Source organism: Acetobacter fabarum (assembly GCF_029069195.1).
In the GTDB taxonomy this organism is placed as follows: Bacteria; Pseudomonadota; Alphaproteobacteria; order Acetobacterales; family Acetobacteraceae; genus Acetobacter; species Acetobacter fabarum_A.
Genome location: NZ_JARDYK010000011.1, coordinates 89,764 through 103,234 on the forward strand (window position 1 = coordinate 89,764; position 13,471 = coordinate 103,234).

The 13,471-nt window shown below is 60.8% G+C and carries 10 protein-coding genes; 5 read left to right on the forward strand and 5 right to left on the reverse strand.

Features of this window, described 5'->3' with window-relative positions; genetic code table 11:
- Window positions 1-2: 2 nt before the first annotated feature.
- The 3 genes from PY793_RS11965 to PY793_RS11975 all read left to right on the forward strand — a co-directional run bounded on the left by PY793_RS11965 (window position 3) and on the right by PY793_RS11975 (window position 1,960).
- The gene (locus PY793_RS11965) at window positions 3-212 is read left to right on the forward strand and encodes a hypothetical protein (RefSeq protein WP_086647229.1); all 210 of its coding nucleotides are present in this window, start codon (window positions 3-5) and stop codon (window positions 210-212) included.
- A 10-nt stretch (window positions 213-222) separates the two neighbouring features.
- Window positions 223-801, forward strand: coding sequence for a YqaA family protein (locus PY793_RS11970; protein WP_275178242.1), 579 nt, complete (start codon window positions 223-225; stop codon window positions 799-801).
- A gap of 151 nt (window positions 802-952) precedes the next feature.
- Window positions 953-1,960, forward strand: coding sequence for an SDR family oxidoreductase (locus tag PY793_RS11975; protein WP_275178243.1), 1,008 nt, complete (start codon window positions 953-955; stop codon window positions 1,958-1,960).
- Window positions 1,961-2,076: 116 nt separating this feature from the next.
- Here PY793_RS11975 and PY793_RS11980 read toward each other — a convergent pair whose 3' ends face one another.
- The 3 genes from PY793_RS11980 to PY793_RS11990 all read right to left on the reverse strand — a co-directional run bounded on the left by PY793_RS11980 (window position 2,077) and on the right by PY793_RS11990 (window position 6,829).
- Window positions 2,077-3,957: a Hint domain-containing protein gene (locus PY793_RS11980; RefSeq protein WP_275178244.1), complete on the reverse strand. Its 1,881-nt coding sequence runs from the start codon at window positions 3,955-3,957 to the stop codon at window positions 2,077-2,079.
- A 122-nt stretch (window positions 3,958-4,079) separates the two neighbouring features.
- The gene (locus PY793_RS11985; protein ID WP_275178245.1) at window positions 4,080-4,985 is read right to left on the reverse strand and encodes a 4-(cytidine 5'-diphospho)-2-C-methyl-D-erythritol kinase; all 906 of its coding nucleotides are present in this window, start codon (window positions 4,983-4,985) and stop codon (window positions 4,080-4,082) included.
- Window positions 4,982-6,829 (reverse strand): tetratricopeptide repeat protein, encoded by a 1,848-nt coding sequence (locus PY793_RS11990; protein WP_275178246.1) that lies wholly within the window; start codon window positions 6,827-6,829, stop codon window positions 4,982-4,984. Before PY793_RS11990 ends, PY793_RS11985 begins: the two co-directional genes overlap by 4 nt.
- 201 nt (window positions 6,830-7,030) lie before the next feature.
- Here PY793_RS11990 and PY793_RS11995 point away from each other — a divergent pair, with 201 nt between their 5' ends.
- Window positions 7,031-7,876: a uracil-DNA glycosylase gene (locus tag PY793_RS11995; protein ID WP_275178247.1), complete on the forward strand. Its 846-nt coding sequence runs from the start codon at window positions 7,031-7,033 to the stop codon at window positions 7,874-7,876.
- Between the two features lie 211 nt (window positions 7,877-8,087).
- Window positions 8,088-10,025, forward strand: a complete 1,938-nt coding sequence (locus tag PY793_RS12000; protein ID WP_342803925.1) for a transglycosylase SLT domain-containing protein — start codon at window positions 8,088-8,090, stop codon at window positions 10,023-10,025.
- A 114-nt stretch (window positions 10,026-10,139) separates the two neighbouring features.
- Here the strand turns inward: PY793_RS12000 and PY793_RS12005 are convergent, their stop codons facing one another.
- Window positions 10,140-11,441: a hemolysin family protein gene (locus PY793_RS12005; protein WP_275178249.1), complete on the reverse strand. Its 1,302-nt coding sequence runs from the start codon at window positions 11,439-11,441 to the stop codon at window positions 10,140-10,142.
- A 254-nt stretch (window positions 11,442-11,695) separates the two neighbouring features.
- Complete coding sequence (hpnH, locus tag PY793_RS12010) at window positions 11,696-12,907, reverse strand: adenosyl-hopene transferase HpnH (RefSeq protein ID WP_275178250.1); 1,212 nt, start codon at window positions 12,905-12,907, stop codon at window positions 11,696-11,698.
- Between the last annotated feature and the right edge of the window lie 564 nt (window positions 12,908-13,471).

Consider the following 13,471-nt stretch of genomic DNA (forward strand, 5'->3'; position numbering starts at 1 on the left):
ACATGTCCAAGCTGACCACGCAAGAACGCAATGCCCTGCCTGATAGCGCTTTTGCCCTACCCGGCCGCCGTTACCCCATCCCAGACGCCACCCATGCAAGGGATGCCCTTGCCCGCGCGAGCGAAATGCTGCATCGGGGCAACCTGACACAGGCGGAATACGACCTGATCCACAGCAAGGCGGAAGCCGTACTGCGCCAAGAACGACTGTAAACGGACCTGAATGCTCGATAAACTCTACGCCCGCGTTCTGCGGCATGCCGCCAGCCCCTATGCATCTTTATGGCTGGCGGCACTGGCTTTTGCGGAAGCCAGCTTTTTCCCTCTGCCGCCAGAAACACTGCTTGTACCCATGATTCTGGCGCAAAAGGACAAGGCATGGCGGTACGCCGCCATCTGCACCGTGGCCAGTGTGGCTGGCGGTCTGCTGGGCTGGCTGATTGGCGCACTGCTGCTGGATACGCTGGCAGAACCCATTGTACATTTTTACCATGCCGAACACACACTGGCCACCTTGCAGGAAAAATTCCGCCAGTGGGGGGTATGGATCATTCTGTTCAAGGGGCTGACCCCCATCCCCTACAAGTTTGTAACCATTGCCAGCGGCATGGCCCATTTTGCCATTCTGCCCTTTATGTGCGCAAGCCTTGTCACCCGTGGAGCACGTTTTGCGCTGGTAGCGGGCCTGCTGCGCCGCTTTGGCCCGACCATTCAGGATTTTCTGGAAACCCGTCTGCCGCTGGTCACTGGCGTGTTTGCCCTTGCCCTGCTTGGCGGCTTTCTGGCGCTGCGCTATCTGTAACCCTTTATCGCAGCCAGCAGCCTTCCTTACACGCACAAGGCAGAAGCGCTCTGGCACGCCTTGCGCACCAGCCCCTGCTCACGCAGGTAGAAAAACCCAGTTTTCAACACCCATCCATACCACCAGAACCAACGCGGGAGGCACATCAGGCATGGCAACTCAGATTGCGGTCATTACAGGAGCAGGGTCGGGCATTGGCCGTGCAGCAGCCCGCGCACTGGGGCGCGCGGGGTTTGATGTCGCCCTGCTTGGGCGTGACAGGGAACGCCTGCAAGCCACTGCGCAGAACCTTGCCCAGCATTCCGTCCGCACTCTTGTGCTCAGCGTGGACGTAGCCGATGCACAGGCCGTGCAGGACGCGGCCAACCGGATCGAGAGCGAACTCGGCCCTGTTTCCGTCTGGGCCAACTGCGCGGGGGCCACTGTTGTCGGGCAGGTTGCCACCCTGCCTGCACAGGACATCGCACGGGCCACACAGGTGACCTACCTTGGCAGCGTTAACGGCACACTGGCAGCACTTAACGTGATGCGCCGCAGGGGCCATGGCGCCATTATCAACCTTGATCTGGCCCCCACCCTGCGTGACCTGCCCCTACAGGCGGCAGAAAACGGCTCCCGCGCGGCCCTGCGCGGCTTTTGCAACAGCCTGCGTACGGAATTGCGGCATGACGCGGACCATATCCGCATTGTTATGGTGGACCTGCCCGCCATAAACACCCCGCATTATGGCTGGACCCGCAACCTGACCGGCAAACGACTCAAGCCTTTTGGCCCCGTTTACGAGCCAGAAGTTGCGGCAGAGGCCATCTGCCGCGCGGCCTTTACCACCAGCCGCTCCATTTCCATTGGCTGGGCCAACAGCTTTGCCACCCTCTGGCGTCTGGCTGGCCGCAGTTGCCGCGAAGCCCGGCTGGCCAGCCACGGCTACAAAGCCCAGATGAGCCATGACTGGGTCGAGGGTATCCAGCCAGATGACCTGTACAACCCCGTGCCCGGCGCTTACGGTGCCGAAGGCCCGTTTGAGGCCAAGGCCCGCAGGCTGAACAGCCCGTTTACGATTTTTGTCTCATCCGGCCTGCGGGCCAGCCTGTTTGGCGCGCTGGTGGCCATGGGGCTGAGTGCGGCGCTCAACCACATACGCCAGTGCCGCAAACCCTGATCCCACCCTGTCAGGGGTTTAAAACCCCTGACAGGGTGCACCATAATACCACGCCAAAGGCGCAGGGTGGGGGGATGCATTTACAAAAAAACCTTCCATTATAACGGGTTTTTTATTCAGGCCCATAACCTGCTTTCCACTACACCGGCTGCGGGAGGCGCGACAACCGGCCCCGCCGCATGGACCTGAATGGTCAGCAGCCCGATCTGCCCTTCTTTGACACCCTTGAGCGGCAGTTCGGCATAACCCGTGGTCCAGCGGCCTGCTCCATGAGCCTCCAGAACATGCCAGCCGGACAAGGCTGCTCCCTCGGCCCGCAAATGGCAAAGCTGGGGCACGTGGCAGCCACCACTAAACAGGGTGATACTTCCTACTTTAACCCCAAGATTACACATGTCATCCGCACAAAAATCTGGGGGGACTGCGGCTTGTGTGGTGCATGAGGTCAGGAAAACCTTTTTCACGCCGACAGGCAGCATGTAAAAACATCTATCTTCTTCACGCCGCAGCAGCCTGATACGCTGGCCCTGATCCGTAACCAGAAACAGGTCGGGGTCCATGCTCAACTCCGGTGCTGTCACAAATGGCCTGCACCCCGGCACACTGGGGCCACGCGCGCGCAACTGGGCAGACATGGCAGCCAGCGCGGTCCGCTCGACCTGTGGAGATGGCAGAACCTCCTTTTCCCATACATGGGGCACTGCGCGGCCCACACGCACCACCCCATCAGCCCATGCCTCCGCCTGACCTGTTTCCTGCGCCAGATAAAATTCTACAGGCACACCATTCGCTACAAGAACAGCATGTGTCTCTGCTTGCATAAGAGTGTAGTTATAGCTGGCAATACTGTGGTCATAAAAAATACTGCCACCATTTACCAGCAGACGCACAGGCACAAAGCGCCCGTTATGCAGCACGGTATGCTGGGGGGTCAGCAGCAGATCCCGGTCCGGCAGGTTCTGCCCCAGCGCATGGCGTAAAATGCGAATGGGGTAGCCTGCCTCCGCCTCCGGGCGGTCGGGGCGGACCTGCGTATGCCCATGAGCAACCCACAGCAGGCGCTGGATCGTAACACCTCCTTTGCCCCACACCTCCACAAGACTGCCGACCTGCAATGCCTCTGCCCCTGCTGGTGCATTTGCGGTATGGATGTCCGTGCCTTCAATAAAACAGGCTCTGGTACGGGGCTGGCTTTTTTCGGCAGTAATCCGCAGCGGGCACTGTATGTCCGCCACATGGTATTCCCCCGCTTCCAGCACGGCTCCACGGGCCAGTTCTACTGTAAAACGCCCGACTTCCTCCCGCCCCCGACCGTACAGGACAACGCTCCGGCAATGGCGGTTCGCGCTGATATGGCAGGTCACGACTGGCTGGGCGATATGGCGGACCTCGATCATGGCCTGTTCGGGGTTGTAATCCATGATCGCGGTGCCAGACAGGTCAAACGGTGCATAATCCGCATTGACCACCACAGTGCCGCCCCCGGCTCCAAAACGCACCGTGGCCCCGCACAGCACATCGGCCAGCCCAACCCCGCAGGAAAACACACCACCATAGGCAATGCCCAGTTCCGCCCCATCCAGTGTGGCATTGGGTTCCATGGCGGCAAACATGGCGTAGCCACCCGCCACCTGCACCCGCAGCCCCGCTGGCGCACCAAGGGCGACACCCAGCAGGGTATTGCCACCAATATAAAATGCGCTACCCGATGGGGCATGCCCGGTGGCAGGGCCAATGCCAAAAGTGGCGTACACACCCGGCGGCACAATATAGGTGCCACCCGCGGGGGCGGGTACGGTACCGCGTTGCCCGCATGTGCCCAGAAGCACATTTCCGTTGGCCTGCCCGCCAAAAATGGCAGGATGAATGACGCCGGTATAAATCCGTGCGCCATCGGAGCCGGTCATGGCTACATGGTAGCCATCACGCACCCCCAGAAAGCCCTGATGGTCCGTAATTACGCAGGTTACGCCATTGGTATTGACATAGTGCACCATCGCCACCGCCCCTCCCTTGCAGAATACCCTGAACAAGAAGGCTTACTGGTCGAATTATAAAAAATAGTTAATAATTTTTTATGGGCTCTCCACGTTGGCGGTAAATTAACTTCGCAGACGGATTATACCAGCCCACCACCCCACACCCACCATGCGGAATGTGCATCTTCCAGCCTGTCTGCCGCCTGCCGTGCGGCCTGCGGTGTTGCAAACAGCCCGAAGCACGTTGCACCAGACCCGCTCATACGGGCCATAAGGCAGCCGCTCTGCCCACCAATATCTGCCAGAACATGGCCAACAGGGGGGCAGACGGCACAGGCGGCCTCTTCCAGACTATTCCCCTGCTGTTTGAGAAACGCCACAACATCAGCAATATCGGCCCAGCGGTCAGGCAGGGGAGCGCGCGGCAGAAAAGCCCCATCCCGGCGGCGGAACACCTCCGGGGTGGACACAGCCTGCCCGCAGTTCACCAGCACCATCCCACATTCGGGCAGATGGGCGGCGGGGGTCAGGTTTTCACCAATCCCCTCCATCCGCATTGTCTGGCTCAGCAGGCAGACGGGCACATCCGCCCCCAGTGTCTGGGCCAGTGCAAGCAGGTCCGCACGGCTGGCCTGCACATTCCATGCCCTGTCCAGCAGGCGCAGGGCCGCAGCCGCATCGGCCGAACCGCCACCAATACCAGACGCCACAGGCAGCTTTTTTTCCAGCACCAGCGTGCCCCCCGGCAACCGGGTCTGCCCGCCGCGCAACCCCTGCAGGGCATGGGCCGCACGAAGCACAAGATTGTCCGCACCTGTGGACGCAGCATCCAGCACACGGCCAAAGCGGCCGGTAATCTGCAGGTTCAGGGGTTCCGGGCCGGGCTGGTAATGCAGCACATCGCCCGCCCCGGCAAAGACCACCAGACTGTCCAGCAGATGGTACCCATCCGCCCGGCGGCCGGTAACGTGCAGGTACAGGTTAACCTTGGCGGGGGCTGCCTCTGTAAATGCAAAGGTGGAGACATCCAGTGCTGCAACGGTCACGGCGTGTGCTTTCCTTGTTCCTGAACGGATTGGACGGAGGCGGGTTGCAAAGCGGCATCCGGTTGTGGCGCGGGGCTACCCGACCCGGCTGAGACTGTGGGGGGAACACCCGCTTTTTGCAAAGCCGCACGAATAAGGCTTTCATCCGCTGGGCCGGGGTGCAGCCCCAGCGCCATGTTCCACTGGTCAACAGCCTCGGTCTTGCGCCCCACGCGCCAGTAGGCCTCGCCCAGATGATAGTTGACCTCCGGATCTTCCGGTGTCTGCTCGGCGGCTTTTTCCAGCAGGGGAATCCCCCCTGCCAGATCACCCTGCTCCACACGCACCCAGCCCAGACTGTCCGTTATGGCGGCGTCCTGATCATCCAGCGCGTGGGCCTTGCGCAAAAGCTGCTCTGCTTCTGCCATATCCTCATGCTGCTCAACCATGCCATAACCCAGAAAATTGAGCAGAAGCGGCTCATCCGGCGCGTAAGCCAGTGCGGCACAGGTATCATTTTTGGCAGCAGCCCAGTTCCCCGCCTCATGATAAGCCATGCCGCGCAGGAACAGGAGCGTCCAGTCCGGGCTTTTCTGCGCGTCTGCCAGATCAATCGCACGGGTATAGGCGGCTATGGCGGCCTTCCAGTCCTTGGTCTGGCTGAACGCATTGCCCAGAGAACGCTCTACGATAATCTGGCCCGGCACCTGCTGGGCCAGATGCTGGAGGAGCGGTATGGCTTCGGCCGGGTGGTCGTTGGTGGTTTCCAGCACTGCAAGACGCAGGGTGGCGATCATGGCCAGCGGGTCCTGTGGAGAGACGCGCACCAGTGTTTCCCGCGCGGCGGCAAAATGATGTTCGTCATCCTGAATTTCCGCCAGCATCAGGCGGGCGTCACCCAGCGTTGGGTCCATGGCGAGCGCAAAACCCAGCATCAGGCGCGCGGCCTCATTGAACTGGAAGAGGTTGAGCGCATTGCCCTCCCCCTCCATTCCCTGCTGGGCCTGCTCACGCGCCTGCTGGCGGAGCAGAAAAGCCGTCAGCACATATGCACGGGCAATTCCCTCCCGCGCGGACGTGACGGGGTAATGGGCAATGTCGGCCTGCAAGGCAGGACCGGCCAGCCCCAGAATGGAGTCTGTGGCCACCAGTTTCCGGATAACGGCCCGCGCCTTGTCCTGCTGGCCGTGGGTCCATAGCCACGCCGCATGGGAACGGGTCAGGAGCATATCGTAGCCGGGCATGGCCTTCTGCGCCTGCACAAAAAGTGTTTCCGCCCGGTCGGACTGGCCCGCCACCTGCGCAATAAAAGCCGCATGCAGGGTATAAAATGGCGTAAGAACAGAGCCTGGCACATGGAGCAGGCTCTCTATCGCCTCATCCGCATGCCCCTGCGCCTGCTGGCACCACGCCAGCAGCAGCGGCACGATCAGACGGGCCATGGGGTCGGCTCCGGCACGATGATAATACTGCACGGCCTCCGGCCATGCCCCACGTACTGCTGCGTCATCCCCCAGAACAAGGGCGGAGATCACGCTCCTGTCCTTTGGTGTTTTATCCACAATCCGGGCCAGTTCCACGGCCTGTGGCGCCCCCACCATCACGCTGCGCACAAAAGCCTGCCGCAGCAGGTCCGTATCTGTCGGGTCCGCCAGCAATGCCGTGCGGAAGGCCTGTGCGGCCTCCAGATCATCCCCCAGACGCACAGCCACGATCCCGCGCAAATAAGCCTCCGAATCGACATACCCGCGTCCGGCCTGCGCGGCAGGGCCGGTTTTATGGTGTAAAACATGCGCAGGCCCGGGCACCTCCGCCAATGCGGGCGATACCAGCATGGTGGCAGACAGCAGGAAAACCGTAGGCATAAGACGACAAAACAGCATAAGAACCCTATTCAGGCTGAGACGGCAGCACCGGGTTGCCGCGGCTGGCGGCCCACATCTACCAGCATAGCAAATGAGAAACGACATGAACGGCTGGCTTAGTCTCTACCGCGCTCATGCCAAACCGCCAAACCATCCACTCCATATTCTGTTCCACCCCATGACTGTGATAGGGGTAGGATAATGCACGATGCTCTCTCCCTCCTCCGCCTCTATACCGAATGGGGGGTGGATACCGCCGTAACCGACAACGCCACCGACCACCGCCAGAGCGGAGCCGGAACGCACCATCTGCCGCGCGTACCCAGCCCCGGAAAACCCCGCCCGAGTGCACCTTCCGTGCAGGCTCCGGCCATAGTAGCGCCCCACACTCCACGGCAAAACCCCACCCCAGCCGCGGGGAACGAAAAAGGCATGACCAGCCTGGGCGAGTCCATAGCTCTGGCCCAGCAGGTGGCCGCACAGGCCACCACCCCTGATGCCCTGCGCGCCGCCATGGAACAGTTTGATGCATGCTCCCTGCGCGGCACGGCCATGCATACACTCATACCCTCCGGCCCGACCAACGCCCCGCTCATGCTGATCGGGGAAGCTCCGGATGCGGATGAGGACCGGAGCGGCCATGTTTTTTCCGGCCTGTGTGGCGCCCTGCTGGACACACTGCTTGTCCCGCTGCCACTGGAACGTAGCCAGTTAAGCCTTGCCACCGCCCTGCCGTGGCGCCCCCCCGGCGGTCGCCCCCCATCGGATGCGGAGCAACGCATCTGCCTGCCCTTCCTGCACCGCGCGATCACCCTGTCTGCGCCCCGCCGCCTTGTGCTGTGTGGCCGCCTGCCCGCAACCATGCTGCTCGGCAAGGACACCCCCACTGCACGGCGCGAATGGAGCATGCTGGCCCTACCCGGTCTGGGGGACATTCCGGTTCTGGCCATGCGCCACCCCCTCCAGCTCCGCGCCTCCCCCACCGCCCGGCGGGAGATATGGCAAACGCTGATGCTGGTGATGAAAACACTGCGCGACGCGCCATGAAGCAACCATGAGGGCAGCAGTAATATCCCCACATTTGTCTCAAAGAACTATAGTATAAAATTACACCCAATGCCTTTGAAAAACAAAGAACTCCGCCAGGCAGAACCATTGTGTTACGCCAGAGCGCGCCGTGGTTTCTCCACCACGCCCACCAATGCTTACATAGAGTAAACTTGCTTTTTGCGCGCAAAAAGCCTAGACCCCGCCAGCCATGCGAGCGATAGGTCAAATTCCTCATCAGATCGCGGCAAAAGCCTTTTTGGCTGGAGCCGCTCTTTTGGCCAGCGCTTCCGTCAGCACGACGAGAGCCCATGCCAGTTCCCCGGACCACGGGGTGGAACCGCACAGTGAAGAACTGGCGATGGTTCTGCCGCGCCGGGCTTTTCCCGAAGGCGATGATCTTGTTCTACCCAGACCACTGCCACAGGATGTAGCAACCAACATCCGCGCCATTTTTCGCCTCCAGCGCATGGGGGCATTCGCCGAGGCGATCAACAGCACCACCCATCTGACTGATTCACTGCTGCTCGGCGAGGTGGAGGCAGACCGCTACCTCAACCCCAGCTACCACCCCAGTGCGACCGAACTGCGCAACTGGCTCAAGCAATACACAACCTATGCGGATGCTCCGGCGGTCTGGGCGCGGCTTGCCGCCCTGCCCGAACGGGGCGGACCCATGCCCGCAGCCCCTTCCACCGAACATCTGGCCCCCGAACACGCCGCCCTCGCGGCAGGGCCGTTGCAGGAGTTCACCCGCAACCCCATGCTGGACCGCACCTTGCGTGAACGCACGACATGGGGCCTCAGAGGTGTGCACAGCGCCCTGCACCTGATCAGCATCACGCCGGGCATGACCCCCGCCTACGCCGCACAGTTGCAGGCCGAAACGGCACAGGCCATGCTGGCTGCGGGTGAGACCGATCTGGCGCTGGACATCAGCCGCACAGCCAACACCGTCTCCCACGGGCGCAATGCGCTGGCAGGCTATGTGGCCGGGCTGGCCCTGTGGCAGAAGCAGGATTATGCACAGGCCGGACAGTTTTTTGAACGTGCCTCCCACGCACCGCGCGCCACGCCGGAAATGCGGGCCGCAAACGCCTTCTGGGCCGCACGTACGCACGAAAAAACCAATAATCCCCACAGCCAGCGCCTGTGGCTCCAGCATGCCGCCACTTTCTCCCGCACATTCTACGGGCTTCTGGCGAACACCATGCTACGCACGATGGGCACCCCCCATAAGCTGAGCGAGCGCCGCGGCCTTGCCAGCTTTGCCCAGCTGGAAAGCCCGGGCGGCGCCAGCCAGAGCACAGCCTCCGCCCCGGTGCTGACCGAAATTGACATAGAAGCCGTTGGCAATACCGAAGTCGGTCGCCGTGTGTTCGCCCTGCTTCAGGTAGGAGAGCCGGAAATAGCGGAAAACGCCATGCGCCGCGCATGGCCTGGCCTGCATGATGTCACACTCGCCCGGTCCTTCCAGTTGGTGGCCGGGGCGGCGGGGCTGCATGACCTTGCGCATGAAATGGAGGATTCCCTACAAAGTCAGGCCTCCTCCGCGCAAAGCATGGACGATACCCCTCTGCCGCAACTGCGGCCACGCAATGGCTTTACCATGGACCCGGCGCTTGTTTACGCACTGACCCGTGTCGAATCCAACTTTGACGCCCGCGCCGTATCGGGGGCCGGAGCCCACGGGCTTATGCAGATCCGCCCCATAACGGCCGATTTTGTAACCAGCGCCTCCACCACCAACCCAAACCACAGGTTTGAGCACTCAGCTTCCGCCCTGTATGACCCCAGCCTTAATCTGGAAATCGGGCAACGTTACGTGCAGTATCTGGCCAAGCTGACCCAGCAGGCCAACCATACCGAAGCACGGGGCGGGGACATCATTCGCCTGCTGGCCAGCTACAACGCAGGCCCCAATGCACTGGCCCACTGGGAAAATATGGCGGCCTCCTCGGACGATCCGCTGATGTTCATGGAACTGCTCCCCAATCAGGAAACCCGGAACTACGTCCACCGGACCCTGACCTATCTGTGGCGCTATGCTGCCAAAATGAAGCTGCCAGCCCCCTCCCTGAGTGCTCTGGCGCACGGCACATGGCCCGATTTTGCAGATGAAACCGCACTGGCCAGCACAGTGCACTAACGCCAGACCACCACAGATGGTAAGCCGGGCTCAACAAGCCAGAGCCCCGTATCCGCCTGCTGGCGCCCATTGCAGCAGCACAGAGGCAAGGAGAGCCCCCGGCTGGCTCTCCCCTCAGTTCTCCGCCAGCGCCTGACGGCTGGCCCGCACACGGGCCACACGGCGCCCTTCCACTTCCAGTACTTCAAACAGCCATCCATCATAGGCCACCTTGTCCCCTGCCGCAGGCACGCGCCGCAGCAGGGCCAGCAGCAGGCCACCCAGCGTGTGGTAACTTCCTTCCTCCGGCAAAGAGCGCAGGCCCAGCATATCCTTGATCTCATCCACCGATGCGGTCCCTTCAAGGCTGATCACCGCATCGGGGGCAGGCACGTTGGCCGCGTGATGGCTGGACTGGGGCTGCTCGTGCGAGGTTTCCCCCACGATGGCGTCAAACAGGTCCGCAGGGGTGACCACCCCTTCAAACGCCCCGTATTCGTCCAGCACAAAAGCCATGCCCAGACTGATGCTTCGCATGCGTTCCAGCATATCCAGTGCAGAAATGCTGTCCGGCACCACCACCATCGGCCGCATGCCTGCTTCTATGGAAACAGGCATGCCCTCAAGCACCCGGTCCAGCATGTCCTTGGCCAGAATAACGCCTACGGGATTATCCACTCCACCTTCGCACACCACAATGCGGGCATAGCTGGTCTGCTTGAGCACCTGCACCAGTGCTTCGCGCCCGGCGTGGCGGTCTATCCAGCACAGTTCGTTTCTGGGCGTCATGATAGCCCGCACAGGCCGGTCTGCCAGCCGCAGGAGCCGCTCTATCATGCTGCGCTCCTCGTGCTCCAGCACACCCAGACGCGCCCCTTCGGCTATGTAAGCCTTGAGTTCCTCTTCCGTCAGGTTCTGGTTGACCGCATCACTCGCCCCCATCAGGCGGAGCACCATGTTGGAGGAAGCCCGCAGGAGCATGACCACCGGGCCAGTAACCCTTGCCAGCAGTTCCAGCGGCATGGCCAGACGGGCCGCCATTTTTTCCGGCTCACGCAGGGCAAGCTGCTTGGGCACCAGTTCCCCCAGAACCAGCATGATGGCGGTAATGAAAACCACCACCACAACCATGGAAAGCTGCGGAGCAAAGGGTTTGAGAAAGGCAAAGCGTTCAAGAATTGGGGTCAGGTGCGCCTCGATCTGCACCCCGCCAAACGTGCCTTCCAAAATGGAGACAAGCGTCATGCCGACCTGCACCGTGGGCAGGAAAATCTGCGGGTCTTCGGCCAGGCGCATGGCCCGGTCAGCACCGCGCACGCCTTTTTCCTGCAACTGCGCCAGACGCGGCTTGCGCACGGAAATAAGGGCGAGTTCACCCATGGCGAACACGGCGTTGAGAAAAACCAGAAAGAAAATAACAAGAATGGAAAGTGCCATGGGTAAAACCAACACGCCTTTTGCTGTAGCGGGCTTTGCACGACAAAAGCCCCACGCGCACGATAAGGGATGATCCCGCGTGAGACCAGCGCCGAACATGCGCCTCTCCCCACCGGGTATGCCCATGCAGCAGATGTATGCCTGCCTGTCGGATAAAGCGGACCAAAACGGTATTCTTTTTACGGCAGGTACAAAAAAACGGCTCCCGAAGGAGCCGTTTTCTGTCTCACCTAACCGATTCGCGCAGGGAGAAATCAGTCTGCTGCGCTGCTTTCCGCAGGTTCGGCGGTCTTGGAGGCCTCATCATTCGCACCTTCTGTGCGCACGACCTTGACCCGTGGAGCCTTGGCGGGCTTGCGGGCCGCAAGGACTTCCATCTGCTCTTCCACCTGTTTGGAAAACACGTACTGGGCCGGACGCTGGTTGGCCAGAGAGATTTCCGGCACCATCGGCTTTTCGGTTTCGGGGCCAAACAGCGCGACCTTGGCAATGTGCCAGGGGCGGCGGACGGCATCCATGACAGCGGTGGATTCATAACCGGAATGCACCATGCAGTCGGCGCATTTTTCGTAATTGCCGGTGCCGTAATCATCCCACTTGGTGTCGTCCATCAGCTCACGGAAGGACTTGGCGTAGCCTTCACCCAGCAGATAGCACGGACGCTGCCAGCCAAACACGTTACGCAGGGGTTTGCCCCACGGCGTGCAGTGGTACTGCTCGTTGCCAGCAAGGAAGTTGAGGAAGAGCGGAGACTGCGTAAACCGCCACTTCCTGCCCTTGCCCAGACGGAACACATCACGGAAGAGCTGCTTGGTTTTCTGCCGGTTGAGGAAGTGTGCCTGATCCGGTGCACGCTCATAGGCATAGCCCGGCGCGGTCATGATCCCGTCCACGCCCATAGCCATCACTTCATCAAAGAAATTGGCCATGCGCTGCGGGTCCGCCCCGTCGAACACGGTGCAGTTGATGGACACGCGGAAGCCGCGCGCCTTGGCTTTTTTAATGGCCGCAACTGCGCGTTCGTACACCCCGTCCTGGCACACGGAGGCATCATGCATGGTCTTGTCACCATCCAGATGCACATCCCATGAGAAGAAGGGGGATGGTTCATAATCATCCATCTTCTTCTCAAGCAGCAGGGCGTTCGTGCACAGATAGACGTATTTCTTGCGCGCGATCAGCCCACGGATGATTTCGGGCATTTCCTTGTGCAGCAGCGGTTCCCCGCCAGCTACGGCAATCACTGGCGCGCCTGCTTCCGCATCCGCATCCAGACATTCCTGCACGGTCATGCGCTGGTTGAGAATAGCCGCTGGGTAATCGATTTTTCCGCAGCCTGCACAGGCCAGATTGCAGCGAAAAAGCGGCTCAAGCATGAGCACCAGCGGATAGCGCTTGCGCCCCGTAATATGCTGTTTGACAACGTAACTGCCGACCCTGACGGCCTGCATTATCGGTACGGCCATAAACCCCCGCTTTGGCGCATCCACTTAACGCCTGTATCGTGACTGGTAGTAAGACAAGTCAGTATTGAGTATGTCCATAAAGCACGCGGCCAGACCTGCTGCCTGCCTGGCCTGCTACTCCACCCGTGGACTGTCAGAAGGAGCAACAGGCGCGGAACATGTATAGCCACGCGTGTATGAGGTATTCGCCTGCATATAGGTGGCCTCGTTTGTCAAGCTCAAGTCTTTTTCGCACCCTGTTGCAAAAAAGACACAATCGATAGCGAGTTTTGTTTCCATGCTTGCGTTCTTTCACAAAACATTAAACCAAACCCCATTGGTTCGCGATGTCTGTCGGCATGTTAACGCGATGTAAGGCACGCCGGAAAGCGTCATAGTCTGCCTGTAAAAGGCAGTTATGCGCCGTTTTCCGCTAAAAAGAAGATGGAAACAATCGCATGGACAGTTCTAAAAACCAGAACGCCGCGTCACCGATTCCCACTTTTGGCCGTTTTCCTGCGCTGGACCGTGTCCGTGTTCCTGCGGACCTGCGCAACCTGTCTGTTGAGCAGCTCAGGCAGCTTG